The sequence below is a fragment of the Bacillus cereus group sp. N12 genome (assembly GCF_016483575.1).
GTDB classification, from domain to species: Bacteria; Bacillota; Bacilli; order Bacillales; family Bacillaceae_G; genus Bacillus_A; species Bacillus_A toyonensis.
In genome coordinates this window covers 39,569-65,282 of sequence record NZ_JAEHBO010000010.1, presented here as the reverse complement: position 1 = coordinate 65,282, position 25,714 = coordinate 39,569, and the positions used below count along the sequence as shown (strand labels likewise).

Below are 25,714 nucleotides of genomic sequence, written 5' to 3'. Positions count from 1 at the left end.
AATTAAGTGAATGGAAAAAGTAATCGAAACAAACAAGGAAGAAAAAAGATATAGAGTTCAAGTGGTTGTGAGATAAATTGAAAATAGAAATTAATAATTAAAAAGATAATTAATTAAAAATTTGGATGTAGTTAATGCAAATGAAATTAAAATTAAAAAGGTATAATTTTAATTTTTAAGTTAAGTATAGAAAAGAAATGAATCATCTAGATATAAAGAAAGGATGGATTTTTGCAATGAGCTCAAATGAATCAAATTTCAGTTTTACCAGTAACAAAGATATTGTAAAGTACCTTAATGTAAGAAAAGACCCTGTTGATTTAAGAGACAAAATATTTCGGAGTTACTTGTTTAGTAATGAGGCGGATTTGCCAACGCAAGTCGATCTTCGTCCTAAAATGTCAGGTATAGTAAACCAATGGAATATAGGTTCTTGTACGGCAAATGCAATTGTTTCAGGCTTAAGAGAATACCTATTATTACAATCAGGTCGTCCATTTACTTGCTTATCTCGTTTGTTTTTATATTATCATGAGCGAGAAATAGAAGGACATATTCAGGAAGATAGCGGAGCGAATGTTCGTGATGGTATGGATGTTCTTAAAAAAATTGGGGTATGTCCTGAAGAGGATTTTCCTTATACTGAGAATTTTAGAAATAAGCCATCACCAAAGGCTGAATCAGATGCAGCGCTTTATAAAATTGGAACATACCATCGTATTCAAGATTTATCGGGATTAAAGGCTGCACTTGTCCATGGATTAGTTGTTGTACTTGGATTTGCTGTGCCAAAATCTTTTATGTCAGAAGAAGTTAAAAAGACTGGTATAGTTCCGGTATCAGGAACAGATGATGTAATTGTTGAAGATGGTCAACAGGCAGGACATGCTGTTTGTGCTGCTGGATATGATGATAATAAGAAAACTGTTATTATTCGAAACAGCTGGGGAGAAGACTGGGGAGATAAAGGATATTGTTATTTCCCATATGAATTATTTGAAAATGGAATTGTACAAGATATGTGGACAGGTCGTTAATTAGATAAAGAAGTGGAAGTATGGAAACAATAAAACACGTTATACATGTTACAGGTAGTATAAAAGAGCTTGAAAAAGATGTGGAAATAAAGGGAGTCAGGTTTGTTACCTACAACGGAAAAAGATATGAGTAATATTTTTATACAAGCTGGTATTTTAAGTGAACGAAAAACAAATACAGTCCGGCTAGAAAACTAGAGGACACCAATTCATTAAAGCAGCCATTAAAGCTGTTTTAGGAATAAGGTGTCCTCTTTATTTTGAAAAGGGTGATGGGAAAATGAAGGTGCTAAGAAATCAGCTACGTGAATGGAAAAAGCAATCAAAACAAGCAAAGAAGAAAAACAAGAAAAAAGAAAAGCGAAATTTAGTACTCGTGAAATTGAGGATTTAATGGGGATGCATAGACCTTGTTATGAGCGCAGACGTGGTGCGTTAAGACAAAAATAATTAAAAAATAAAAAGGAGTGGTCTTATATGACTAAACAATTATCTTTCTTACCAAAAATCGATAGATCAGCAACGCAAGAGAAGTTAGAAGGTGTGTTGGAAAGTGTACGTATACATAGACAATTTGGGATGATGCGTAAAGAAATGAAAGTCACTCCTTCTTATGAAATACGTGAGCACAGTCCTACACATACAGTTGGTAAGCCATTAGAAGATGTTGCTATAGCAAATATTCAACAAAGCAAACGAGAAGAGTGGCTTGAAAGAATGTCAGTACGTATTGATCAGTTTCTAAATCGATTAGGGAACGGACGTGCAGGAAGCATTCAAAGAGATATTATTTATAAACGTTATTTAGAAGAAGAGGACGTATGTGATTACAGGGTTTATAACGAAATAGGGATGTCTGAGCGTACTTATCGACGTTGGAAGTCTAAAGCATTTTATAAACTTGCTTTTGCACTTGGATTAGAAGTTTACGAGACAGAAGAAACGGGAGGTATTGAATAATGAATTGCGTTCAACCAATACGTGATCCGGAGCAAATACAACAGATTAAAGAATATCTGAAGGAAAACAATGAACGTAATAATATTTTGTAAGAAATCATTTTGGAGTTATCTATTTAGTAAATAAATTAAAATTTCATAATAAAAAAGCTCACTACTTATATAAAAATAGATAAGTAGTGACTTTTTTTATTATGAATAATGATAGATTATGATAATTAGAATTATATGAAATATGATTTTTATTATATTTTTATCTGTTGGTGTATATAAGTTGTTCTTATTCTTCTTGGATTTCAAATGAAATTTCTTTAGCTGCTTCTAAAGCTATTTTTTTAGCTTTTGCTTTAAAATCGGCTGCTGCTAAAACGTATCCACATCGATGTCCCATTGATGTAGGTGGTTTTAAGGTAGTTCCTTTTTTAGGTTTTATAAAAACTTTCTCTACACCAGGATATTTAGAACTACGATTTTTTCCTGTAACTCGAATTAGTTTTCCTGTAGATTTAACTGTTAGGTAATGAGCGTACACATATTTATAATGTTTTTTTACTAGTGAAGGTTTATTTCCTAACATTAACCGAATAGTCTCTTGCACTAAGTTAATTCCATGCCCAATTTCAATTATGTCATTCATTGCTCCACCTGATATTCTGGGATTTATCTCAATTAATTTCCAAACATTATCTATTCTCCGGAGTTCTAGATGACACGCTCCATTTTTCATATTAAAAGCCTGAATAACAGAATTAATTGCATTGAAAAGACTATTATATAGTCTTTTTTCTACCCTTCCTAGTAAAGAATAACCAGTAACAATAAAGCGTTCAAAAAATGTAATTTCTTGTTCAATTACTGCTATAATATGGACTTTTCCATCTTGAACTAAAATTTCAACTAAGTACTGAGGTCCATCTATATATTCTTCAAGTAAAATCTCTTCATTAGGTAATTTGTTTAAAAGACTTTGTATAGATAAAATTAATTGATCTTTATTTTTTACTAATAATACATCTTTTGATCCTGTTGATTTAGGGGATTTCACAATAAGAGGGAAATTTATCTTATTATTTTTTTTAAAAAAAGATGATAATGATTCTGTTGGTTTGTAAATTGAATAGTTGAGTGAGATTGGTAAATCTTTAAGTACATTACGAGTTAATATTTTGTTTTCCATATGATGGATAGCTTTAGTAGATACAATATTTGAGCAAAATTTTTCTGATAAACGTGCAGCCATATAAACATAAGGGTCAATAAAACTAAAAATCCCTTTTATGTTTTTTCCTGATTTATTCAATTTTTCAATTGTTGTAATTATATTATCATAGTCATTTATATCAGTGAAAATCATCTGATGTACATCAGGGAATATAGTGCGTTCATTAATAAATTTTGTTTTTTTAGTTAATAAAACAGTAAAGAAATTAAGTTTTTCAGCTGCTTTGATTGCTTCCCTACTTGATCCTGATTTATTTGTTTCAATGAAAACGATAGTATCCATTTTATGTCACCTTAACCTTTATCATTTATCATTTATTATTTTATAAAACCTCAGGTTTATTATTTCTATAGGTAGAATATTAAAATGAGGTTAAGCTTGTTCCGGATATTTCGAAAAATGGTTGAATGAGGGATAACATGAATATATATATAATGAATTTGATATTTGTTTTGAAAAAGATTTTTAGAAAGAAGGGAAGAAGAACTAACATGACTATAATTGGTATGCTTCATCATCGGAAAGATCCGAATGACGTAAAGAAAGCATATACTTACGCTGCTGTAGCTAAAGCTGAAGGTGTGGACTTTTTTTATTTCACTTTAGGGAAAGTAAATTTAGAAACGAAGAAGATTTTAGGTAAAACTTATGAAAATGGTAAATGGATTGAAAAAGAATTTTCTTTTCCAGATGTTATTTATAATGCAAGTGTTCATATTAGTGATAAAACTCAGCAAATCTATGATTATCTGCATGACAAAGTTCCTTTTACAAGTCATTCAATTGGAAATAAATTAAGTGTATATAACAGAATAAATAGAGCAAAAAAATTTAAGCAATATCTTATTCCTTTTTATGAATTAAATGATGTTAATAAGTTTTTTGACTTGATTAATTGTTATGAAAAAATTATTATTAAACCTATTTCTGGACATCAAGGTAGTGGTATTGTTTTCATTGAAAAAAATGGAATAGATTACAGTATGAATGAGTCAGAACAAATTTCAACTATTAATAAAAAACAATTACGGAGCTTTATATTGGATAAGATTCAAGAGCAAGGATACATAGTTCAGCAGTTTATCTCATGTCAAATGAAATCTGGTCATGTTTATGATTTTCGATTGCATGTTCAAAGAAATGGGGAAGGTAGGTGGGTTGTTACTTCTATATTCCCGAGAATAGGTCCATTAGGAAGTATTGTATCAAATATGGCTAAGGGTGGTTATAGTACTTATTTAGATGTTTTTTTAAAATCGGAGTTTGATAACGATTGGTATAATATTAAAAGGTATTTAGAACGATTCGCAGTAACTTTTTCTAACCATTTTAATTCTTTATTTAGGGATGTATTATTTGATGAGTTAGGAATTGACGTAGGGATTGATAAAGACCAAAAATTGTGGTTATTTGAGGTGAATTGGAGACCAGGGGTACCTAATATATTTAATCTTGAATTAGATGTAGCTAGAAATTTAATTCACTACGCTAGATATTTGGCTGATAGATCTAAATAAGAAAAGGAAAGTAGAAAAATAAAATGAAACCTTTATATACCAATGTTTCTACTAATCTCTCTTTCTATATCTCTTATAATATTATTCTCTATGCATCCCGAAATTTGGCGGATGTTGGACTGTCGTCAAGTCGACGTACCTCATACGAGCAAAATACCGGAATCTGATAATACATCCTTCATTGTGAGCGGGGGCACATATTTATAAAAAAATACGCTTGTCCAATCCATTATCATTCTCCAGTCATTTAATATTACAAAGGGGGGAGAACATGGAAAACAATGAAGAAATCACGTTTCGATTTGTAAAAAAAGATGGAGAAGAAATTAATTTGGGAAATCTTGCTGGTAAACGAAAAATTGTCATTGTCATTAATAATCAGATTACATTTGCACCGAATACAACACAAATTGCCAGTGGAGCCGGACAAAATAGTGCAGCAGGAAGTAATGCAGCAATCGATTCATCGAATACCCGACAGCAACAAACGGTGGGCGCTGGAGGCGAAGCCATAAATAAGGGAATTAGTGGGGACCAGATTGAGCCGCATAAAATGAAAAAAGAAACTTTGAATGAAGAGGAAGAATTTGTAATTGTCATCAATAATCAAATTAATAAAACCCGTAAGGAACAGGCTAGTGCTACTCAAGTGGCAAGTGGTGGTGGAGATGACAGTGCAGCTGGAACCAACGCTGCTATCGAAAGTTCTAATACTAAACAGCAACATGCAGTGGGAGGAGGAACGGATAGTTCGGCAGTAAATGCAGGCGAAGAAGGCGACCAAATAGAAAAATGCGATTAAAAAAAGAAGCTGTAGTTATTTTACAGCTTCTTTTTTAATTAAGGAAATCCAAGTTTTAGATAGGAGATGAACAAGATTATTGCTTCATAGTTACCCATGTTTATCGTACTGTGTAATTCAAAAAGGTAAGTATTATGAAACAATTAATATCACGGGCTGTAGCGATTGGCTTAGTTACACACAATATAAGATATGGGTAAGTGAAGAAACGGCATAAAAAGAAGCGTAGTTCGTCAAATGGAAGTAATGCTCCATTACCATCAAGTTAAGAAATTCATTGTATCCGATTAATAGTATCCGTTTTTATGTGATTGTTATTGATTTTAAAAAATAAAAAATCGCCTTATTAAAGGCGATTCATAATGTATTCATTTTGCATTCTTTTGATAAATAAATATCTTTTAAAATTAAATACAATGTTCTACATTAACGTGTTTCTGGATCTTTGTCTTTTTTTCTAAGACCAAATAATCCTAGTAGTCCCAATAAACCAAGCCAAGTCCAATTATTATTTTTATTACGATTATCATTTAAATCATTTGTCGTATTTACATTTCGAGTTCTCACATCATTATTAACTCTATTCATGTTATAGTCATTAACTCTATTCGTGTTATAGTCATTAACTCGAGTTGTAATATTATTATCGTTAACTCTATTCGTATTATATCCATCGTATTCAGCATGGACGCTTGTACCAAAAACCGTAATAGTTAGTAAAAGGGCACCTAAAATAGATGAAAGTTTTTTCTTCATGATTTTCCCTCCTTTCGTATTTAATATTGTCTCCAGTTCCTTTAGACAATATTCGGTTGAAAATATATAAAACCATGTACATGTTCTACAATCAGATCAAGCATAATACCTAAATAAATTTCAATCGATTCTTTATGGCTGTTGTATTAAAGTAGTCTAGGGAAATAAAGGTTATTAGCGAATTAAAATAAGTGGCAGATTCATGACTGCTTTTTGGCAGTAAATGTGCCGGTTGTTTTGAAATCAAAGTGATATATTTGTATTGTGAGAAATGATGGAAAACATTGCTCGCAAAATTCCTTATAACTGAAAATGGATCGTCATAACCGGTGGCGATGGGTGTAGATTGGATGAACAGTTGTTTCTTGTTTTCACATTCAATTGCAATTCACGTTGTGTAAACGGAGAAGGTCTTTTGCTCTTCTTCCAGGGACTTAATAATGTTTGTGTAGATAAATGTAAACAACATTAGGTGGTTGGAAGAAGAATAAAACTTCATTTACCGGATTTATAGTTATCAAATTACTATGAAAGGGAAGTTGGTGCACAGTTGCCCTTTCATAATGAAAAAATAGTATATTACCTTTCTTAATGTACATATTAAGTAAAGTGTTTAATATCACACATAAAAGGCGGGGTAATATGAGTGAAAATAAGAAGAATGAAGAATTGAATAAGATAAAGAAGTATTATTTTAATGAGGATAATCAACCAGTAGCTGGTATAGAGTTAACTTTGCCGCCTGATATAGGAAGCATGTTAGACCCGAAATCAGTTAATGATGAAAGTAAAGATATTGATAATGAATAAGTTTAATTTAAGCATCCATTCGGGTGCTTTTTATTATGTAAAAAGATAAGGGCTGAGGGTAGATGGATAACGATTTACAAAATAAGATTGATGTACTCGGTCTTCAAGCTGTGGATGAAACAGCTTATAACAAAGATCTAAAACCCCATGAGGAAACATACAAGCGAGCGAAGATAGATATTAATCGTTTTAAAAATTACATACTGGATGGTGGGGAACACATGCTTTATTCTATTGAATATATCGAACGAACGCCAATAGAAGAGTTATTAAAGCTCATAAGGCTAATGCAATATTGATAGGTAAAGGATAATGAAAGAATATAAAACCAAACAACAGAAGCGTAAGTTATATGACAGTGGTGAATAGAAAAGTACACGTGAACAAGTGAAGAAGCGTGACAACTATGCATGCCAAGAGTGCAAGCGCAACGATTAGTAGCAACGGTATTATCTCAACCATCACCTTTAGATGGACAAAAAACCGCTCAAGTGGGAACTTTAGTACGGAGAGCCTTCCTTTTTTATATTTGTTTTTTGTAAAATTATTGTAAATCATAAATACATCATATAACTATATATTATATAATGTGTACGTAATATATTTGAGATGTTAGGGGTGATGTATTCGATAATTACGTGTAAGTTTTTAAAGTATTATTTTAATAACGTATTATTGTAATAAATTGTTTTAAATTCTTCTTTTAGACTTTTAATTTTAAATTGTTTAGATTCAGTAATTGGTGTTTCTCGTTTTTTGATAATCAAGATAAATGAAGAGAGGAAGTACACAATACATGGAAAAATTACGGTTATTAACATTTAAAAATATAGTAGAGCCACTTTTAAAGGAACATGTATCATTTATATATTTTCCGATTGAATGGCTAGACATTGTAGAGATACATTATAAGACATTTTTATTAACTAATAAGTTAAAGCGTTTAAATGAAAGATTGTATGATATGTTTTCTGATATATTGTTTATTCAGCATAATCCGTATGTATTAAATGAAAATACGCCATGGATTGTGTCAAAAGAACCAATTAGGCAAGAACAACTTGATTATATATTTCAAAGTTGGTATGAGGTCATTCATGATTGGAAACCGAATCAATTAATGGAACCGCCAAAATATGAATGGCATGACGATTTGATTTCGAATGTAACAGTATTACATGATAGTGAAACGTTTTCTAAATGGGTACCCGCATTAATTTCACATGTTTTTTGTGTACAACCTATACGAATTGAGAATAAAAATGAAGAAATCTATTTTTCTCCACTTCGATCACAAAATATTTGTGAGGCAATGTCAGAGCCGATTAAAGATGAAAAAACACAAGACTTTTTCGCCTATGTATACCGATTTGAATGTATAACTCGTGGTGGTGAGAATATTCCATTATTAAAGGTTACAGTAGGTATTCGGAGATTCTACCAAGAATATAAGATGATAGGTTAAACAAACCTTGATATAACAACGTTTGTTTGACCTATTTTTATGGAATGCAAACATTTTGCAAACATAAGTTATCCAAAAATGCTTTTTCCAAAGTTTTTAACAGCTTCTTCTTGCATATTCGGTAAAACATGAGAATAAACACTTAATGTCAATGAAATGTCTGTATGACCTAATCTTTCACTGATAATTTTAGGATTAACTCCTTGTTTCAATAGTATGGTTGCATGTGTATGTCTTAAATCATGGAACTTAATTTCTTTTATACCTGCGTTGTGTGTCGCTCTAATGAAATTTTTTCTGAAATTAGCTTTTTTTATAATCATTCCAAACTCATTACAATTAATTAAATCAAAATCTTGATACGCAGAACCAAATCTTAATTTCTCTTTATTAATCGTAATCTTATGCCTTTTTAAGGAGTCTATAGTTTCTTTAGGTACAGGAATGGTGCGCTTTGACGAATTCGTTTTTGCTGTTTTTTTGATTTTATTGTCATGGCCAGATGTTTGATTTATTGTAACGGTATGTTTTTCAAAATCAACGTCCTGCCATCGTAAGCCTAGAACTTCTCCCATACGCATACCTGTAGTTATTGCAAGTAGATACCCAATGTGATATCGTGATTCTTGTGAATGCAAAAGAAACTTTTTTACTTCTTCCTCTGTCCAAGTCTGGATAGAGGTTCTTTCTTTTTTTGGTATCTCAGCAAAAGCAGCAGGATTTTGTGAAATAATATTTTGTTTTACAGCTAGATTTAAAGCGCTCTTTAAAATTCTATGCGTAAGCAGAATAGAATTGTTTGCAATACCTTTATCCATTGCAGTTTTATAGCATTTTTGAATATGCATGACATTTAATTTATGGAGTGCAACCATTCCAATACTAGGTATAACATGTTGGTTGATAAATGCCCTATAGCCGACAAAGGTACTCCTTTCTATACTCATACTTTTAATTTCTAGCCAATGATCTAGGTACTCCTTTAATGTAACCTTTGACGGCTCTATAAAAGTACCTTCATTCAATTCTGTAATCTTCTTCGCAACATCAGCCTGTGCTTCTTTTTTTGTCTTATATCCAGAAAACCATTTCTGTCTTCTTTTTCCTGTCTCTGGATCGGGTCCGATATCAATAACAATACAATATTTATTTCCTCTTTTTCGAATATGTCCTTTCACTTAAAACACTCCTTCATTTGTTTTGAATCATGTTGTATAAGTCTAGTTGTAATTTTGCTGCTATGAAAATTACATGTTTGGACATATCAGCGATGGATATATTTTACCATATAAAAATAAATTCAGTTATAGGGTAGGGTTTTCATTTGTTGCTAAAAAATAGTGAAATATCTATTCCGGTTATCAAATGCAATATTGCATATTTTATTGGGGGGCTAAAAAACAAGGCGTATATTAATATTTTTAACTTTCTCAAGTATTTTCAGAATATGAGAGAATAGATGTTTGGGTTATTTGTGATAGAATATTCTTAATAATATAATTTGACGGAACGAAAAAGACCCATAGCGTGTGTAATTGTGCTGGGAACACTTTTACACCGTTTGCCCTAATTGTAGTAGGGAAAACATTTGCCATGAGCCTTTCAGTTACGACTATGCGTAACATATACGGCTAGTATAACACAACTTTTAGATGTAATTCATCATTAAGGTGCGTTTTCATGATAGGGAAGTGTGTCTTGTTCCAATAAGGGGGACAAAACATGTGGAAAGCTCTAAATCAAATTGAAAAAGAGTTATGTGCAGCTGGAATAAGGAAAAATAAACTAGCAAATTATTGGGGAGTTAAGCCAAGTACTGTTACAAAAATTTTTAAAGGTAACACAGACATGAGTTTTGGTTTTCTTTCCAAAACAGTCATCCTATTAAACAAAGGCATACAGGTTCAAGAAAATCTTTTAACGGATTATATATATATAACGAAACCGAAATCAGAAAACTTACGTGAGGCAATGGAAGATTTAGCTTTAAGGGGAAAGTTTAATCTATTAATTAATATTATAAATAGTGAATCACAATCAAAGGTAGCAGAAAATAGAGAATTCGCTAATGTGTATCGAATTATATATAAACGATATATAGGTGAAATTGATGCTGCACAGTACCATAAGGCATTAAGCTTGGAAAGTAAATCAATAAGAACATCAGAGATGGAAGTGTTAATTGAAATTTTATTATGTCAAGCGCAATATCAATCGGGTAACTTTACTTCTTTAATTGAGCGATTAAAATCTCTTGAAATAAAAATAAATAAAATAAGTAATAGGTACATTCGAGAATGTTATAAATTACGATATAAAGAAGCAATTGCCGTTACTTCGTTGCAGGGTGGTGAAGTCATTGAAGCAAGGCATGTTAGTATGGAACTATTAGATGATCTTGAATGGGATAACTTTTTTTCTTTTCCAAAAGTAAATGCATATTTAAAGTTGGGTGAATCGTATATTTTTTCAGCGAATGAATATGAGAGGTCCAGATATTATTTGGAAAAGACTCTAGAAGTGATAGGAGATAGTAAGACTAATGGAATTGAGAAAAAAAGAAAAATGGTGCAATATACATTATCATTTCTAAAGATTCATCATGATAAAGAAATTAGTAGTTTAGATGTTGTTCATTCAGGTGAACTAGCATATTTAAAGATTAAACAGGGTAACAGAATGGAAGCGAGAAAACTATTGAATCAATTAAAAGAGAAGAATGGAAGTTTAACAGACATACAGACTGCATATTTAGCTTTAACATATGAAGGTATTAAAAAAGAAGAGTTAATGAAACGTTCTCTTTTGATGTGTCAAAAGTCAGGGAATATATTTTATTCGAATTTACCAAAAATACACTTGGGTTTAATTTGAATAATTGGTATAATTGTCTTCGGAAAGAGGTGAAATAATGAAAAAAATAATTACAATCGTTCCTGCACTATTAATAGCTGCTACCTTATTCATTAACACTGATTCTATAAAAGAAAAACCTAGTACAAATGATTCAAAACCTACAGTTCAACACATGATGGTTGACCCTGGTGGCGGTTGGTAAAATACATAATAAAAGTTTATATATATTACAAATGACATCGTCTTAATTGACGATGTCATTTGTAGTTTTAGGAGAAATTTCTTTTTTTGCCGAAAGAAGAAAAAAGAAATTTTTGTAAAAAAAATACAAAAACACAAAAAGGGAGATAGAAGAAGATGAAGAGCAATGAAGGGGAAGTTAATCTAATTAAACAAGCTTTATTACTTTTGCAAGAAGAGGATGATCCGAAAGAGACGTTATTTTCTATCTGTTTGAGTGAACCAAAAAAAGAAAAAGTTATGTAAAGAAGACTATCTAACTTTTGGATAGTCTTTTTACACTACATATTTCCTTTAGATTTCTCGTAGTTCACAAACATCTCTAATTGTTCTAATGCTTTTTTTCGTTGTTCTTCGGGTAAGTCATTAATGATTTGAAGAATTTCATGTGCTTCTTTTGTTAGCTGTAAATCTTGGCCCGCTGTTAGATCTGGTGAATCAGATAAATCTAACAAATAATCTGTTGTTACTTTTAAATAATTTGCTATCTTCTGAAGTGTACGTGTACCGGGTGCTTTTTTTCCCTCGACATAATTATAAACAGAAACATGACTAACACCAATTGCATCAGCTAACTGTTGTTGGGTGATGCTCTTCTTTTCAATTAATGATTTCAACCTCTCATGACTAAACATAATAAAAAACACCCCAAGTTTATTTTATATGAAATTATTTTTTAAAATTACAATTATGGTGTCACACTGTCATTATATATTAACTATCAGTTAAGTGGAAAGGTAATTTTTTTAAAAAAAGTTTTGGGAAACCCTTGAACTTAACCTTAAGTTAAGTTATTATGTAAATAACAACAAAAACGGAAGAGAGGAGTTGTTTATGAAAACTCTAAAACAGCTACGTGTAGAACAGGGGTATACATGTAGGGAAGTAGCTGAAGCCGTGGGTATTACTGAAGTTTATTATTGGTATATAGAAAACGGGAAGCGTCGACCTTATTATGACTTAATTGTGAAAATTGCTGATTTTTTTAAAGTGAAGCTAGATGCAATTAAAATTTTTTGTCCATAACTTAACCTTAAGTTAAGTTATGGTTGGTTAAGCGAATTAGAAAGGAGCAAAATGAAATGGGATTAGATCAAATCATTAAAGAGTCAATTCGCGAAGTTGTTCGCGAAGAAATTCAAGCAGCTTTAGCTTCATTCCAACAACAATCACAACCAAACAAGGTAATGCGAGTGAAGGAAGCAGCAGCTTTCTTAAACATAGCGGTTTGTAGGATGTATGAATTAGCAAACCATCCTAAGTTTCCAGTAATACGAGAAGGGCGTAAACTACTTTTTCTACAAAAGGATTTGGAAGCATGGCTTGAAGCACAAAAGGAGGTGATTTAGTGGAAGATACAACATCAGTAGCTATATTTGGAATGTTAATCGCATGCGGTTCATGTTTGTTTTATATCACTTACGAACCTATAAAAGCATGGGCTTGGAGTGATATAAAACAAAATAAAAAGACCCATGGCAGTGGGTCCTTTTCAAAAAAAATGTTGTTATAAGTATACCACGGAAAGCAGGGATATAGTACATGGATTTAATTGAATATCAAGTGCTATTACCTAATAAGTTCTGGGATTTAGCGAAAAGCAAAGATGAATTAAAGCGAATGACTGAACAGTATTTTGCAGTTGGTTATCCGCATTTTGAAATTCAACGAATTATCAAAAGTGGACAAGCATATGTGGCAGTTTGTACAAGGAGGTAAATATTTTATGACAAACATAGTAACTGAAATTGGTGGATTAAATTTCAAAGGTAATGTAGTAGATCATGAATGGTTTAATTACATCACTTTTAGTAATGGTAAGCCTCACATTGTAGCAATTATGGTATTAAGTGAAATTGTTTATTGGTATCGTCCTACAGTTATTCGAGATGAATATACTGGCAAGGTTACTTATAAGAAAAAATTCAAGTCAGATAAATTACAGAAGAGTTATCAGCAATTAGCAGAAACGTTTGGATTTTCAAAACTTCAAGTGAAGCGAGCTTGTGACTTATTGGTGGATATGAGCTTAATTGAAATTGAATTTAGAACAATTATTGTAAATGAAATAACGTTAAACAATGTAATGTTCGTTGAGCCTAAAGTAAATGAAATAAAAAGTATATCAAGTATGTATCAAGAAGTTGAAGAAAACCCTGTTGACTTTGAAGTAAAGAGGGTAATTACTTCAAAGTCGGGTACCTCTTCACATAAAAGTAAAGAAGCACCTAACTTTAAAGTAAAGACAAATACAGAGATTACTACAAAGAATACTACAGAGAATGTAAGTAGTAGTAGCATCTTCTCTTTCTACGAAAATAATTTTGGGATTTTAAATTCGTTCATAGCGGAAAGCATTTCGCAATGGGTAAACGATACAAGCGAAGAACTTGTACAAGCAGCAATGGAACGTGCGTTGAAACAACAGAAGAAATGGAATTATGCGGAGGGCATTTTAAAACAGTGGATTAACAAAAATATCCGTACATTAGTTGATGTTAATGCGGCAGAAATTGAGTTTAAAAACAAAGTTAAAAAAGGAGAGAAAAACAATGCAAGCGTTAGGAAAAAGAGTAGCTTTATCGAAAAATACGATTTTGAGTAAATTTGCTCAAAGTTATGTGTTGTCTCCTAATAGATGTACAAATATTTTCTTGGTCGGAAAAGAAAAAATTAAAGACGTTTGTAATAAACGCTTACTTATAGATACAAAAACAAATGAAGAGTTTTGTCCGCAATGTAGATTGGTAGAGCAAGAGGATCAACAACTTGCAAAGGAAACATTAGCTATTAAGAAGAAAAACGAAATTATTCATTTATACGATTCGTTTTCAGATAACAGCCTTATTAATCCTAAATTGAAAAAAGCAACATTTGATAGTTACACACCACCTACACAGGAATTAGCAAATGCTAAAGAAGTAATGATGGATTTTGCTAGAAACTTTGATCCTAACAAGTCAGAAAGTATTGTAATTACAGGTGACTATAGAGTTGGAAAGAGTCATTTATGTGTAGCGGCTACAAAAGAAATTATGAGAAAAGGCTACAGTGCAATGTTTATAGAAATGAACGCACTTTTTACAAAAATCACATCTACGTGGAATAAAAATAGCGAATTAACAGAGGACAAGCTAATGTCTATTCTCGCAAATGTAGATGTACTTGTATTAGATGACTTCGGAGCTGAGTTTACGGAAAAAGATGCCGAGGGCGTTACTTGGAAGAAAACGAAAACAAAGGATATTCTCGAGCGCAGGTTAGGTAGAACAAACTTATTTACAACAAACTTTGGTGTTATGGAGTTAGCTGGAATGTATGGAGAACGTGAGTTTAGTCGAATTATGGAAGATACCCAAGTGATAAAAATGTACGGTGAAAATTATAGCTTGCGAAATTTCAAAAAGGAGGACTAAAAATGTGCGCATTATGCCATGATACAGGAATTATTCGTAAAGAAACTTATCCAGGTGTAACTCTAACGGAAGGTTGTAACTGTGAAGTAGCAAAGCAACAGCAAGAAGAAAACGATAAGCGTTGGCAAGCATGGCTAGTAAAATTCGAATCAATGAAACAAGAGTTACAACGTAATCAACAACAAAAAGTTAGCTAACAAGAAAAAGGGGGATTTCAGTCGTATGAAGCCTACGAAAATCGAAATCGATGTTACTGATAATAAAATTTATGTGGTCAAGAATGGTGAGGTTACGCCACTGAATCCTCCAGTAACAGGATTCGGAGAACAAGTAATTACTTGGCAAGGCGGAAAAGTTGATCGTGTATCAACTACAATCACAGAAAAAATCAAATAACTGGGGATGCGATTATGAAGCAATTAACAATTGATGATGTTATAGGCAGTTTTAACTATAACGCGATAAGTACCAGTGAAAAGTTTTTGAATCCAAGCTATGAAGTGCATTTCTACGATAAAGAGGAAAGGCAAAAGATGGATTGCTTTGATGCTAGGAGTGAAGCTGAAGCTTGGAATGCAACGTTAGAAGAGCATGGTAAAGGTATTCAGAAGATTAGGGTAATTCATTCGAAGCGTAACAGAGCTGAATTTTTGGCACTAGATTAGGAGAGGAAACAAATGACCTTAAATCGGTGGTTAACGAATGAAGAGTATGAGGTAGCTAAATCTAATGGTATTAGTAGAAGAGCTCTTTACATGAGAGTTTACACATATGGATGGGAATTACAAGAAGCATTAACAATACCGCCAAGAGCATACTGGCATATTGGCAAAGGAAAATTCAACAAATTATTAAAACTAGCAAAAGAAAACGGAATTATTCCTAGTACGTTTTATGGGAGAGTCAATAGCGGATGGAACCCACAAGATGCAGCGACTATTCCTGTTCGTAAACAAAGTGATAGAAAAGATTGGGCTAAGATAGCTGAAGAAAATGGGATTAGTGCTAGTACTTTTAGATCAAGAGTAGCAACTTACGGATGGGATCCAAAGAAAGCAGCTACAACACCAGCTAGGAATAAAAGAGCAAAGAAAAATATTAGTTAAAGGGAGCGGATGGCAATGAAAACAATGGAAAACGGTGTATTTGGAGTAACAAAGTTAATCAGTAAATCAAAGGAAGGACAAGTTGTAATGGATATCAATCAAATTTGTGAATTAAATGATTATCAAGAATCAACTTTACGTACTTGGAATAACAAAACTGATTTTGGAGGACGTGTTTCAAATGCAGCTTTAGGACTTACAGGAGAAGCTGGTGAAGTTGCTGATATTGTTAAAAAAGCAATTTATCATGGACATGGTTTTCAACCATTGCATTGTCCAGGAGAAGAGGACGGAAACACTTATAAATTAGCCTTAGAGCTTGGGGACATTATGTATTATGTATCGATTATGGCGCACGAATTAGGATATACGTTACAAGATATTGCTGAAATGAATATCGCAAAATTAGCTAAAAGATATCCAGATGGATTTAGTCGAGAAGCTAGTCAAGCGCGTGTCGATGTGAAGTAAGACCAAATTTGAATTTTATTAAGAAGAAGGAACGGAGGAATATGTAAAAGACTTTGAAAGGTCCATAAAAAAAAGAATTCAGTAAAACTCTGAATTCTTCTACATGTATTTTTATTTTTTAATCCATTTAGAAATAATAGGATAATGAAAGTCTTTTTCTTGTAGCACATATAAAATTCCTTTTATAGGTCCGAAAATTAATAAAAGAAGCAGTATTAGATATAAAGGAGCTATTCCGAAAATAATCAAAGCGTTGTTTGAAGCTAAGTCTAAGTTAGATAAAGATAACATTAAGATTCTTATTACGAATAGATTCCAAATCATTGTAATTATCCAAATGAATAGTTGGTAAAAAACAGCTTCAAGAATATTTTTTCGAATGTCCTGTGATTTGCATAAGAAATAAAAAATCAATGGTATATAAAAAATTGTGACACTAAAGAAAATAAGAATAAAAAAAGATAATACGGTAAGAAAATGCATAATTAATTTTATGTTCTTTTCTTGAGTTAGGATCATTAAGGTCCTCCTATATGTATGAGACTTGTTGTGCCTATTAATATATATGCTGTAGATAATTATAACATAAAAATTAATTGTAATAGAATACTGCATCGAAAAGAATACGTATTAAATTAAATAAAAGCGTTATTTGAAACCCGAAAGTGTTCTTAGAAAATACATTTTATATTCTGTTTTGAGCTACGATTTTAATATTCTCTGGTGGAATGATATCTCGAATTTTTTCTTTTAAATCTACTTGGACCATTTCTTCAAGATGTTCAAGTGAAACCTCAAAGTTTATGCATTCCGCAGTTGCGATGCTTAATAAAGAATAATTTTCATTCTTTTTAACAACAAGATATTGCGATTGATCTGTTATTACTATACACCCTTGTTGAATGCCTAATTTGCGATTGTCTTCAAAAGTCATAAATGTTTCTCCTTTTATATGTATTGCCGATAAATAGTTTACTACATAAATACATTGGTTCATATTGAGAAACCTTACATTAGTATTACAATTTTATAAGGTTTCTCAATATCTTGTGGACTAGTAATAAGGAGAGTGTTAAAAGGTTCAATTGAATATTTAACAAAATCCTTATTTGAAAACAAGAAGCCCTAGAGTTAGGGCTCTAGGGCTTTTTGTTTTGGTATTCTCACATGGTTTTTCAAAAAGAATAGAACATATTGAAGATAACATGTGAATGTTTCATAAATGTATCAAAAAAGTGAACAAAATTGCTATTGCAGAAGAAGCAGAAATGAAGTTTCTAATACGTAAGTACGTGAAAGGTATTATTTCCAGTGGATAAAATGTGTATGGGGCACCTAATCATTACTTTATCGGAGGAAAAGAATATGTTATGAACTTGGTTGAATGAAAAAATGAAAATTTTACTTTTAGAGTGAAAATGAACAAAAACGCTATTTTATTAGAAAAGGTAGTGATATCTCATGAAGAAGTGTCAAAAGGTTAAAGAAATTGTACGGATGTTAAAAGAACTTGCTGATGAACATAGATTTGGTGGATTTAACGAGTACGATCAAGAAATAACAAATCTATTCGAGGAAATATTGCCTCACCTGTCCCATGAAGGTTTGAATTTTGCAATGGGTTATATAGAGGAAGCAAGTAAGGTAGGGGTTAACAGAAGAAAGCCGATGACAAGTGATGATATGTTCATTTGGAAGATTGATAACAGAAAAATAGTAGGACGAAATATATAAAAAGGAGATTGAGAAATGAACTTAAGGGAGTACGTTGTTTATAAAGGTGAATCATTGCTATGTATCGGAACTATACAGGAATGCGCTGATTATATGGGCGTGCTTCCTGCGACGGTTCGTTTTTATACAAGACCAGTGTATCAAAGGAGAATAGCAAGTCGGAAGAATGCTAGAAATTATATAACTGTTACGGAACTTGAGGAAGATTAATAAAAATTTCATTTTGTAGAAATAAGGAAACTAAAAAAGAGCACCATGCATAAGTGCTCTTTAAGATAGGAGGTAACACTTTGAGCTAGATACTTAGGTTAAAAGTATATGGCGTAGAAGAGAAATAAGACCTAAAATTTATTATTAACTCAATACAAAAGAGCAGTTAACAAGCGTTAACTGCTCAGCCCTCAGAGAAAGGGAAAAGAACATTACAGAGGTCACTGTGAATTCAAGCTGTATCAGCCTATTTATAGTATTGGACATGGTTTAGAATTTTATTCGGAAAAACTCAAAAAAGGCAGCTAGCAAAGGCTAACTGCAATGAGAACATTACAACCATTAATTTAAGGAGTACAAAATCTCATGGTTGAATATTGTATGGACAAAAATATCAAGTTTATGTAACAAAAATTAAAATAGAGCAGTTATTTGAATTAACTGCTCTATTCGATACAACCTGGGTAAGAAGCAGATTGTACGGTGATTAGTATTGGGGAAATATTGAGTTTTAATCATTTTTTAACAAAATGATTAATTCAAATAAAAAGAGCGCTTTTAAGGCGTTCTATGACCAAAACTAATATTGAAAAGAATACCACATGATATTTTATGTATGTTCTTAATAAATGTTCAGTTTTTATACAAAAACGATATTACATTTAAAAAAATAAAAAGGACAGTTAGTTACATTAACTGTCCCGTGCATAAGAAGAATTCGATGGCAATTCATCTTGAACCTTGGTGCAACTATAGTATTAACATATTTTTAAAATTTAACCTTTAAACTAAGAAACAGCTAGCTAAAAGCTAACTGCTTAGTCCCAAGGAAGGGAGAGGAGCGGTTTGTTAGGTCTTAGTCTAAAATAAGGGTTTTAGTTGTTAAGACCTAAATATAGTATGGATTTCACTTTAGAAATTATACATATAGATTTCATTCTTGCAGAAATGGTTAAAATACAAAACAGCTAGTTCAGTGAACTAACTGCTTTGCGATTTACTCGTAGTACAAAGGAAATTAGGCCCTACAAGTACAGATATGTAACTTGAAGTTACAGCTATAGTATAAACGTAATTGGAAATGTTATACGGGAGTGAAAAGGAACCTGAATTTTATTTTGTAACAAAAGGGAAATAAAAAAGAGCACTGTATATAAGTGCTCTTTGACTAAGCTTTTATGAAATGAATTTTGAATGCCTTTTCAATATTAAGGTATGACAAAACTGCTTCGTTGGTGAAGCCGATATAAAAAGAGCACTCGTTTACGGTGCTCTAAAGATAGGAGGTAACTAATTCTGTGAACATAACGAACTTACTAACAATGTATGTTGTATGTAAAAAATAAGAACAACAAAGAACAGTTTGATGTATTAACTGCTTTTTTTGATACAACCTGGGTAAAAAGCAGATTGTAATGTATTTAGTATTAGCGAGATATTTAATTTTAATAATTTTTTTAACAAAGTCCTTATTTAGTAACAAATAAAAAGCACCATAAAAGGTGCTCAACGACTAATTCTGAGCGGATTATGATTATTCTATGTACGTTTCTAATATAAGTGCAGTTTTGTATAAAATCGTTATTTTATCTTAAATAAAAAGAGCACACTTATAAGTGTGCTCTCAAATAAGAAAGGTAGAATGCTATGAATGTAAAGCCTCCATACAATAACATATGCTTGTCCGGTTTAAATGTGAGAAATTTTTAATAAAAACGCTATTTGGTATCTGATTATTTTTCATTCAATGGATAAATAAATATTTTATAATTATAAATTCGAATTGTATAGAAGGTAAAATTCTATAAATATAGAATTTTACCTTTGAGAAAGTTTGTATTCGAGGAGGAAACAATATGTTTATTTATCAAATTGATGAAAATATTACATTAAAGAAATTAGAATTAAAAGATGCAAAAGAGTTATTTGAACTTATATATAGCTCGAGAAATTATCTGCGTGAATGGCTTCCGTGGGTAGACACAAATCAAACTGTAGAAGATAGTGAAGAATATATTAAATCAACGTTGCAACAATATGCAGAAAATAGTGGATTGCGTGCAGGTATTTATTACAAAGGTAATTTGGTGGGAGAAATTGGATATTATGGTATTAATCCACTCCATAAGTGCGCTTCTATAGGGTATTGGTTAGGAAAAGAATTTCAAGGTAAAGGATTAGTGACAAAAGCGTGTAAAGTACTACTTGAATATGCTTTTAGAGAATTGAATCTTAATCGTATTGAGATAAGGGTAGCTTCTGAAAATTATAAAAGTAAAGCAATTGCAAAACGATTAGGTTTTACGTATGAAGGTTGTATAAGACAAAACATGTGGTTATACGATCACTATGTAGACCACATTGTTTTTGGAATACTGAAAGAAGAATTTAATGTTAGTGAGGGAGATTCATTTTGTATACATGTCGAATCATGAAAGGATAGTAGGTAATTAAACAAGATATGAAATTCGTAAAAATATAATAAAAATTTCATTTTGTAGAAATAAGGAAACTAAAAAAGAGCACCATGCATCAGTGCTCTTTAAGATAGGAGGTAACACTCTGAACGGCTAGATTAGAAATATATGATGTGAAAAAGAAATAAGAACAAAATTTTATTATTGATTTAATACAAAAGAGCAGCTAGCAAAAGCTAACTGCTTCAAACAGGAATGCAACTCTAGATGTATATATATTATTGATGAAATATTGATTTTTATTCAGGAAAAATACACTCATTTTGAATTATTGAATTACAAAGAACTTTTAATAAAAACGCTATTTTAATAAGGGAGAGCCCTTACTGAAAGCAAGGGCCCTATGGAAAGTTTCAAAATGTTCTTTTTAGATATGTTAATGGTTAGGAAAACATAAATCTGGAAATAAAACTTGATATTCCGGGATTAATCGAAGATCAATGGTTGAGGTTGCAAAGGATAGATATTTTGCTTCTAATTCATCTAGTGTTACTAGGTGATGAGTACCTAAGCCATTCTGGATGCTATGTTTAGAAAGCGTTGGACCAATTTGTAATTTTCGATTTTTCATAGCTTTGTTCCATGGGCTGTAAAAGAATTTTAAAATGAAAGCAGGATACATGTAAACGATAAATGGATGATTTGATCTATGCCTTCCAGCTGTATAGTTACCATGCAAATAATTGTGGATGAGTCTCCCACCTACGTAGTAAGGTTTGGTTGGCTGAGGATGGAGTATTATCCCATGGTAACGCTGTTTGACAAGGGGAATACCGTATCTTGGATTACTATAACTGTGAGTAGGTTCGTCCACCATCAGAATAGTCCGAATGGAATACATGTTTTCCCCTAAGGTAGCAAGAGAAGAGTAAAAGGCTTTCTTATCAAAATAGCAAAGAAATTCAGTGGTATTTAAAACCATTTTCCAACCCTTAATTTCTTTTTCTATTTCCATTATCTCTTTATCAACTAATATGGCATCAAACTCTAATACTTTTGAATCTCGGATTTCCCAATGAGGTGCAAATAATCTACATATTTCTACTGAACGATCAGTAGATCCTCGATTAATAAGAATACCGTGATTAAATAGTTTTGTGTGGTGCATTAACCACCATGGGAGCAGATACTCTTCATTGTAGAAATGGGAAATTAAAGTTGTATTAATAAAAACATCTCCTTTTTAAAAGTAGATAAAATATTTTTTGTTCTATTTGTAGAAAAGAGGAAGCTAAAAAAGAGCACTATATAAGTGCTCTTGTCGAGAGTGAGTATAAATTCCTATCATTCCATATTAGTATATGCACTGTATTATGTAGTTGCTACTAAAGTTAATGTCAGTTTTTAAAATTAGAGGTTTCTTTTAATGAAACCTCTAAAAAGACAACTAAAGTTACGTTATAGTAAATTCAATTACAATAGGAGTACCTCCATCTAGGACGGCTCCTCCTACAATAGTAGCAGCTGTAGTAGTCACACCAGTAATAGTATCACCTGTTTGAATAACACCATTAATATAAAGCGTGAAAAAAGCATAAGAAGCAGGGAATGTTGTTACAGCACCAGTGTCATCAGTGAAGTCTGTGTTAGCAAAAGTTAAATCTGCTCCAGCGACAGTTCCTGTTGCTGCTGTACTTACAAATCGTCTTCCAGCTATAAAAGGTTTAACAATAGGCATTTATGTTCACTCCTTTTTAAAAATTAACTCAGACAAATTTTTAAAAGTCTTGTCCTGTATTGTATTCTATGTTGTTCTTCCTTTAAAAGATACGGCTTGTATACTAGTAAAAAGTATAATTCTTATGTGTTTAATAGATGCTGTAGAAATTTAAACAAAATAATCCTTTGAATAGAAAGTGAGGTTAGGAGAATGGCTAATTTAAAGAAATGGAAAACAAGAAAAGCTATTGCTCGGCGCAGAAAGGCTTTTGAAAAATATAGAGTTGAAAAGGCTGGGAGAAATATTTTTGTACAGGCTGGTATTTTAAATTGAAGAGAAACCAAATATAGTCCGGCTAGAAAACTAGAGGACACCAATTCATTAAAGCAGCAATTAAAGCTGTTTTAGGAATAGGTGTCCTTTTTATTTTGAAAAGGGAGATGGGGAAATGAAGGTGTTAAAGGATCAGCTACGTGAATGGAAAAAGCAATCGAACCAATCGAAAAAGAAAAATAAGAAAAAACGAAAAGAGAAATTTAGTACTCGTGAAATTGAGGATTTGATGGGGGTGCATAGACCTTGTTATGAACGCAGACGTGGAGCATTAAGACAAAAGTAATTTAAAAATGAAAAGGAGTGGTCTTACATGACTAAACAATTATCTTTCTTACCAAAAATCGATAGAACAGCAACACAAGAGAAGCTAGAAGGTGTACTTGAAAGTGTACGCATATATAGACAGTTTGGAATGATTCGTAAGGAAATGAAAGTCACTCCTTCTTATGAAATGAGAGAACACGGTCCCACATATGCTGTTGGAAAGCCTTTAGAGGATGTAGCAATCGCAAATATACAACAAAGTGAACGTGAAGAGTGGTTGGAGTTAATTTCATTCCGTATTGATCAGTTTTTAAATCGTTTAGGTAATGGCAGTGCGGGAAGAATTCAAAGAGATATTATTAGTAAGCGTTATTTAGAAGAAGAGGACGTATGCGATTATATGATTTATAACGAAATCGGAATGGCTGAACGTACGTATCGTCGTTGGAAATCCAGAGCTTTTTATAATTTAGCTTTTGCTCTTAGATTAGAAGTTTATGAGACTGAAGAAACTGGAGGTAACGAATAATGAACTTTGTTCAACCGATACGTGATCCAGAAGAAATACAGCAGCTAAAAGAGTATTTTAAGGAAAAGAGCTTACGTAATTACATCCTCTTCATTATGGGCATTAATACAGGCCTTAGAATCTCAGATATTTTGAAATTAAAGGTAGGAGATGTCAAAAGCAGTCATATATCTATGAGGGAAAAGAAAACAGGGAAACAGAAACGAATACAAATTACTACAGCACTGAAAAGAGAACTTAAATGGTTTATTGAAGAAAGAGAAGACAATGAGTATTTATTACAAAGTAGACAAGGTAAGAATCGTCCTATTGGTCGTAGCATGGCATATAAGATACTAAGTGGAGCGGCGGCAGAGTTCGGATTAGAAGAAATAGGAACACATACATTAAGAAAGACGTACGGGTATCATATGTACATGCAAACAAAAAACATAGCATTACTCATGGAGATATTCAATCACTCTTCAGAGAAGGTCACGTTACGTTATATAGGCGTAAACCAAGATGCAATGGATAAAGCAATGACTAGGTTTAAAATCTAATCATTGCTTATTTCTTTTTTTATCTAGGGGTATCGCAGCATTTTGGAAAAAAATAAAAAAAGACTCGACCGTTTTTTGGTCAAGCCCTGTATTAAATTACAAACTATTTCCCTTTAAGCACCAGGAATAGTTGGAACCAAATTCTGTACGACTTTGATGAGATTATTTGCGATATCTTGTTGTTGAGATGTAAGTGTATCAGATCCATCAATGAATACTGTAACGCATATCGGGCAAGCTTCGATATGAATCCCCAATAGATTAATTGCTAGACCACCTGGTATATCCACAGTAAGAATCGATGTGGAACCTTCAGGGGGAGTACAAGTCTCACAGTTAGTTTCAAGAGCCATAGAGTCACCTTCTTTCTTGATAGAGTTAATATATAAATATGTTCGAAGATACTCAAAGGACAAAGGTATTTGTACAAGCTTCGAAAATTGTGTTAGTGACTCAGATTTCTCCCCAATGAACTCAAGTCCTTCAGAAGATGTTACAATTATTGGATTAGTATCGGTATCGTGTACAATGAAAATCCCGCCAAGCTTGGTGAATTCATCAATGATTCCTCCTGGTTTCATCATTGTCATGACGTCCAAATCAGTAATATTCCCTTGAATTCCGATCCAAACACACCAGTAATCCGCTGCCAGTTGTTCACCTGTAGTGTATTGATCTTTGATAATTGATGGAGATATCTGCACAACAGTATATTGAGTGAGTGACCAAAGTTGTTTGGCGAAATCATAGGAAGCAACATCATTCTCAAGCAGTAAGACGCCCTTACCAAAAACGAAAGTGCTACTAGGACAATTCATACTGGTTGTCTCAGTCGTAGAAACTGTTTTATTTATATCCAACGTATAATCATTGGATCCCTTTAAATTTTTCATTTGAACCACTGGTTCAGTAACGGTGAGACAACTATCCGAACTCATGATTCCGTCTAATCTTGCAAAAATTTGAGCTTCCCCGGTATTAATTGCTGTAGTCAAACCTTTTGTTTCTTCCTCATTTGAAACTATTGCACTTGAAAGATTGCTAGAGTACCACTCTACAAGTTGTGTAATGTCCCTAGTTGATTTGTCAGAATACGTACCTGTCGCAGTAAACTGATGGCTCAAACTTGAACAAAGAGATAAAGTCTTAGGATCTATCTTGATGGAAACCAAGACAGATATTCTTTTTTCGTAACATTCTTTCTCTTTTGGGATAAACAGAATAGGAGGGTTAAATTGATTGGAAGTGTTCATTTGTGTTAGCCTCACTTTCTTTATCAATACATTTAATCAATATATGTTACAT

Annotated in this window: 39 protein-coding genes and 2 pseudogenes; 32 read left to right on the top strand and 9 right to left on the bottom strand. The window is 32.1% G+C overall.

The window, feature by feature from the left end:
• Positions 1-236: 236 nt before the first annotated feature.
• The 5 genes and pseudogenes from JDS92_RS08080 to JDS92_RS08060 form a co-directional block, all read left to right on the top strand.
• The gene (locus JDS92_RS08080) at positions 237-1,037 is read left to right on the top strand and encodes a C1 family peptidase (RefSeq protein WP_000097508.1); all 801 of its coding nucleotides are present in this window, start codon (positions 237-239) and stop codon (positions 1,035-1,037) included.
• Positions 1,038-1,057: 20 nt separating this feature from the next.
• Positions 1,058-1,171, top strand: a complete 114-nt coding sequence (locus JDS92_RS08075; RefSeq protein WP_000447744.1) for a hypothetical protein — start codon at positions 1,058-1,060, stop codon at positions 1,169-1,171.
• Between the two features lie 175 nt (positions 1,172-1,346).
• A complete protein-coding gene (locus JDS92_RS08070; RefSeq protein WP_199631806.1) occupies positions 1,347-1,487 on the top strand; it encodes a hypothetical protein in 141 nt (46 codons plus the stop codon).
• 27 nt (positions 1,488-1,514) lie between these two features.
• Positions 1,515-1,997 (top strand): ArpU family phage packaging/lysis transcriptional regulator, encoded by a 483-nt coding sequence (locus JDS92_RS08065; protein ID WP_098711601.1) that lies wholly within the window; start codon positions 1,515-1,517, stop codon positions 1,995-1,997.
• Positions 1,997-2,086 (top strand): annotated as a pseudogene (locus JDS92_RS08060) (site-specific integrase); the annotation flags it as partial. The gene JDS92_RS08065 and the pseudogene JDS92_RS08060, both read left to right, overlap by 1 nt.
• A 190-nt stretch (positions 2,087-2,276) precedes the next feature.
• Here the strand turns inward: JDS92_RS08060 and JDS92_RS08055 are convergent.
• Positions 2,277-3,500, bottom strand: a complete 1,224-nt coding sequence (locus JDS92_RS08055; protein WP_000379777.1) for an ATP-grasp domain-containing protein — start codon at positions 3,498-3,500, stop codon at positions 2,277-2,279.
• A gap of 137 nt (positions 3,501-3,637) precedes the next feature.
• On the opposite strand from JDS92_RS08055, the gene JDS92_RS08050 reads away from it, so the two are divergent.
• Positions 3,638-4,735 carry a YheC/YheD family endospore coat-associated protein gene (locus JDS92_RS08050; protein WP_001028915.1) on the top strand — a complete coding sequence of 366 codons (1,098 nt, stop codon included), beginning with the start codon at positions 3,638-3,640 and terminating at the stop codon, positions 4,733-4,735.
• Positions 4,736-5,006: 271 nt separating this feature from the next.
• Positions 5,007-5,537: a hypothetical protein gene (locus tag JDS92_RS08045; RefSeq protein ID WP_000429650.1), complete on the top strand. Its 531-nt coding sequence runs from the start codon at positions 5,007-5,009 to the stop codon at positions 5,535-5,537.
• Positions 5,538-5,963: 426 nt separating this feature from the next.
• Here the strand turns inward: JDS92_RS08045 and JDS92_RS08040 are convergent, their stop codons facing one another.
• Positions 5,964-6,293: a WGxxGxxG family protein gene (locus tag JDS92_RS08040; RefSeq protein ID WP_098711603.1), complete on the bottom strand. Its 330-nt coding sequence runs from the start codon at positions 6,291-6,293 to the stop codon at positions 5,964-5,966.
• A 642-nt stretch (positions 6,294-6,935) separates the two neighbouring features.
• Between JDS92_RS08040 and JDS92_RS08035 the strand changes: the two genes are divergently transcribed.
• The 4 genes and pseudogenes from JDS92_RS08035 (at position 6,936) to JDS92_RS08020 (ending at position 8,568) form a co-directional block, all read left to right on the top strand.
• The gene (locus tag JDS92_RS08035) at positions 6,936-7,103 is read left to right on the top strand and encodes a hypothetical protein (RefSeq protein ID WP_001293571.1); all 168 of its coding nucleotides are present in this window, start codon (positions 6,936-6,938) and stop codon (positions 7,101-7,103) included.
• Positions 7,104-7,165: 62 nt separating this feature from the next.
• On the top strand, positions 7,166-7,402 hold the full coding sequence (locus JDS92_RS08030; RefSeq protein ID WP_097958579.1) for a hydrolase: 237 nt from the start codon (positions 7,166-7,168) through the stop codon (positions 7,400-7,402).
• 13 nt (positions 7,403-7,415) lie between these two features.
• Positions 7,416-7,535: pseudogene (locus JDS92_RS08025) on the top strand (HNH endonuclease); the annotation flags it as partial.
• 364 nt (positions 7,536-7,899) lie between these two features.
• The gene (locus JDS92_RS08020) at positions 7,900-8,568 is read left to right on the top strand and encodes a pPIWI_RE module domain-containing protein (protein ID WP_087969196.1); all 669 of its coding nucleotides are present in this window, start codon (positions 7,900-7,902) and stop codon (positions 8,566-8,568) included.
• A gap of 68 nt (positions 8,569-8,636) precedes the next feature.
• Here JDS92_RS08020 and JDS92_RS08015 read toward each other — a convergent pair whose 3' ends face one another.
• Positions 8,637-9,746 (bottom strand): site-specific integrase, encoded by a 1,110-nt coding sequence (locus tag JDS92_RS08015; RefSeq protein ID WP_087969195.1) that lies wholly within the window; start codon positions 9,744-9,746, stop codon positions 8,637-8,639.
• Positions 9,747-10,290: 544 nt separating this feature from the next.
• On the opposite strand from JDS92_RS08015, the gene JDS92_RS08010 reads away from it, so the two are divergent.
• The 3 genes from JDS92_RS08010 (at position 10,291) to JDS92_RS31230 (ending at position 11,910) form a co-directional block, all read left to right on the top strand.
• Positions 10,291-11,442 carry an AimR family lysis-lysogeny pheromone receptor gene (locus tag JDS92_RS08010; RefSeq protein WP_199631782.1) on the top strand — a complete coding sequence of 384 codons (1,152 nt, stop codon included), beginning with the start codon at positions 10,291-10,293 and terminating at the stop codon, positions 11,440-11,442.
• 37 nt (positions 11,443-11,479) lie between these two features.
• On the top strand, positions 11,480-11,626 hold the full coding sequence (locus JDS92_RS08005; RefSeq protein ID WP_098652993.1) for a complement C1q protein: 147 nt from the start codon (positions 11,480-11,482) through the stop codon (positions 11,624-11,626).
• 155 nt (positions 11,627-11,781) lie between these two features.
• Entirely contained in the window at positions 11,782-11,910 is a 129-nt protein-coding gene (locus tag JDS92_RS31230; protein WP_257151872.1) for a hypothetical protein, read from the top strand.
• Between the two features lie 35 nt (positions 11,911-11,945).
• Here the strand turns inward: JDS92_RS31230 and JDS92_RS08000 are convergent, their stop codons facing one another.
• A complete protein-coding gene (locus tag JDS92_RS08000; RefSeq protein WP_098652994.1) occupies positions 11,946-12,299 on the bottom strand; it encodes a helix-turn-helix domain-containing protein in 354 nt (117 codons plus the stop codon).
• Positions 12,300-12,498: 199 nt separating this feature from the next.
• On the opposite strand from JDS92_RS08000, the gene JDS92_RS07995 reads away from it, so the two are divergent.
• From JDS92_RS07995 to JDS92_RS07945, 11 genes are read left to right on the top strand one after another with little or no spacing between them, the layout of a single operon-like run.
• Entirely contained in the window at positions 12,499-12,690 is a 192-nt protein-coding gene (locus JDS92_RS07995; RefSeq protein ID WP_016095530.1) for a helix-turn-helix domain-containing protein, read from the top strand.
• Between the two features lie 56 nt (positions 12,691-12,746).
• Positions 12,747-13,013, top strand: a complete 267-nt coding sequence (locus JDS92_RS07990; RefSeq protein WP_000522028.1) for a helix-turn-helix domain-containing protein — start codon at positions 12,747-12,749, stop codon at positions 13,011-13,013.
• Positions 13,013-13,177 carry a hypothetical protein gene (locus tag JDS92_RS07985; RefSeq protein ID WP_098652996.1) on the top strand — a complete coding sequence of 55 codons (165 nt, stop codon included), beginning with the start codon at positions 13,013-13,015 and terminating at the stop codon, positions 13,175-13,177. Before JDS92_RS07990 ends, JDS92_RS07985 begins: the two co-directional genes overlap by 1 nt.
• Before the next feature lie 29 nt (positions 13,178-13,206).
• Positions 13,207-13,383: a hypothetical protein gene (locus JDS92_RS07980; protein ID WP_199631781.1), complete on the top strand. Its 177-nt coding sequence runs from the start codon at positions 13,207-13,209 to the stop codon at positions 13,381-13,383.
• 7 nt (positions 13,384-13,390) lie between these two features.
• The gene (locus tag JDS92_RS07975) at positions 13,391-14,269 is read left to right on the top strand and encodes a DnaD domain-containing protein (protein WP_098652998.1); all 879 of its coding nucleotides are present in this window, start codon (positions 13,391-13,393) and stop codon (positions 14,267-14,269) included.
• Positions 14,217-15,080, top strand: a complete 864-nt coding sequence (locus JDS92_RS07970; RefSeq protein ID WP_098652999.1) for an ATP-binding protein — start codon at positions 14,217-14,219, stop codon at positions 15,078-15,080. Before JDS92_RS07975 ends, JDS92_RS07970 begins: the two co-directional genes overlap by 53 nt.
• Before the next feature lie 2 nt (positions 15,081-15,082).
• Positions 15,083-15,277 carry a hypothetical protein gene (locus JDS92_RS07965; RefSeq protein ID WP_098653000.1) on the top strand — a complete coding sequence of 65 codons (195 nt, stop codon included), beginning with the start codon at positions 15,083-15,085 and terminating at the stop codon, positions 15,275-15,277.
• A 25-nt stretch (positions 15,278-15,302) separates the two neighbouring features.
• On the top strand, positions 15,303-15,476 hold the full coding sequence (locus tag JDS92_RS07960) for a DUF3954 domain-containing protein (protein WP_000805161.1): 174 nt from the start codon (positions 15,303-15,305) through the stop codon (positions 15,474-15,476).
• Positions 15,477-15,490: 14 nt separating this feature from the next.
• A complete protein-coding gene (locus tag JDS92_RS07955; protein ID WP_097880804.1) occupies positions 15,491-15,745 on the top strand; it encodes a hypothetical protein in 255 nt (84 codons plus the stop codon).
• 12 nt (positions 15,746-15,757) lie between these two features.
• Positions 15,758-16,186: a hypothetical protein gene (locus JDS92_RS07950; protein WP_199631780.1), complete on the top strand. Its 429-nt coding sequence runs from the start codon at positions 15,758-15,760 to the stop codon at positions 16,184-16,186.
• Positions 16,187-16,201: 15 nt separating this feature from the next.
• Positions 16,202-16,657: a nucleoside triphosphate pyrophosphohydrolase family protein gene (locus tag JDS92_RS07945; RefSeq protein WP_199631779.1), complete on the top strand. Its 456-nt coding sequence runs from the start codon at positions 16,202-16,204 to the stop codon at positions 16,655-16,657.
• Between the two features lie 111 nt (positions 16,658-16,768).
• Here the strand turns inward: JDS92_RS07945 and JDS92_RS07940 are convergent, their stop codons facing one another.
• The gene (locus tag JDS92_RS07940; protein WP_199631778.1) at positions 16,769-17,176 is read right to left on the bottom strand and encodes a magnetosome magnetite crystal formation protein family; all 408 of its coding nucleotides are present in this window, start codon (positions 17,174-17,176) and stop codon (positions 16,769-16,771) included.
• Between the two features lie 166 nt (positions 17,177-17,342).
• The gene (locus JDS92_RS07935) at positions 17,343-17,591 is read right to left on the bottom strand and encodes a hypothetical protein (protein ID WP_033728672.1); all 249 of its coding nucleotides are present in this window, start codon (positions 17,589-17,591) and stop codon (positions 17,343-17,345) included.
• Positions 17,592-18,118: 527 nt separating this feature from the next.
• Between JDS92_RS07935 and JDS92_RS07930 the strand changes: the two genes are divergently transcribed.
• From JDS92_RS07930 to JDS92_RS07920, 3 genes are all read left to right on the top strand, one after another.
• Positions 18,119-18,391 (top strand): hypothetical protein, encoded by a 273-nt coding sequence (locus JDS92_RS07930; protein WP_199631777.1) that lies wholly within the window; start codon positions 18,119-18,121, stop codon positions 18,389-18,391.
• Positions 18,392-18,406: 15 nt separating this feature from the next.
• On the top strand, positions 18,407-18,601 hold the full coding sequence (locus JDS92_RS07925) for a MerR family transcriptional regulator (RefSeq protein ID WP_199631776.1): 195 nt from the start codon (positions 18,407-18,409) through the stop codon (positions 18,599-18,601).
• Positions 18,602-20,457: 1,856 nt separating this feature from the next.
• Positions 20,458-21,036, top strand: a complete 579-nt coding sequence (locus JDS92_RS07920; protein ID WP_199631775.1) for a GNAT family N-acetyltransferase — start codon at positions 20,458-20,460, stop codon at positions 21,034-21,036.
• A gap of 418 nt (positions 21,037-21,454) precedes the next feature.
• Here the strand turns inward: JDS92_RS07920 and JDS92_RS07915 are convergent, their stop codons facing one another.
• Positions 21,455-22,186 (bottom strand): glycosyltransferase family 2 protein, encoded by a 732-nt coding sequence (locus JDS92_RS07915; protein ID WP_242475991.1) that lies wholly within the window; start codon positions 22,184-22,186, stop codon positions 21,455-21,457.
• Between the two features lie 285 nt (positions 22,187-22,471).
• Positions 22,472-22,756, bottom strand: a complete 285-nt coding sequence (locus tag JDS92_RS07910; RefSeq protein WP_199631774.1) for a DUF4183 domain-containing protein — start codon at positions 22,754-22,756, stop codon at positions 22,472-22,474.
• A 192-nt stretch (positions 22,757-22,948) separates the two neighbouring features.
• Between JDS92_RS07910 and JDS92_RS07905 the strand changes: the two genes are divergently transcribed.
• From JDS92_RS07905 to JDS92_RS07890, 4 genes are all read left to right on the top strand, one after another.
• Positions 22,949-23,071, top strand: a complete 123-nt coding sequence (locus tag JDS92_RS07905) for a DUF3983 domain-containing protein (protein ID WP_199631773.1) — start codon at positions 22,949-22,951, stop codon at positions 23,069-23,071.
• 115 nt (positions 23,072-23,186) lie between these two features.
• Positions 23,187-23,357, top strand: coding sequence for a hypothetical protein (locus JDS92_RS07900; protein ID WP_199631772.1), 171 nt, complete (start codon positions 23,187-23,189; stop codon positions 23,355-23,357).
• 27 nt (positions 23,358-23,384) lie between these two features.
• Positions 23,385-23,867, top strand: a complete 483-nt coding sequence (locus JDS92_RS07895; protein WP_199631771.1) for an ArpU family phage packaging/lysis transcriptional regulator — start codon at positions 23,385-23,387, stop codon at positions 23,865-23,867.
• Positions 23,867-24,409, top strand: coding sequence for a site-specific integrase (locus JDS92_RS07890; protein ID WP_199631770.1), 543 nt, complete (start codon positions 23,867-23,869; stop codon positions 24,407-24,409). The genes JDS92_RS07895 and JDS92_RS07890 overlap by 1 nt, the downstream gene beginning before the upstream one ends.
• A 113-nt stretch (positions 24,410-24,522) precedes the next feature.
• On the opposite strand, the gene JDS92_RS07885 is transcribed toward JDS92_RS07890, so the two are convergent.
• Positions 24,523-25,662: an Ig-like domain-containing protein gene (locus JDS92_RS07885; RefSeq protein ID WP_144467764.1), complete on the bottom strand. Its 1,140-nt coding sequence runs from the start codon at positions 25,660-25,662 to the stop codon at positions 24,523-24,525.
• Between the last annotated feature and the right edge of the window lie 52 nt (positions 25,663-25,714).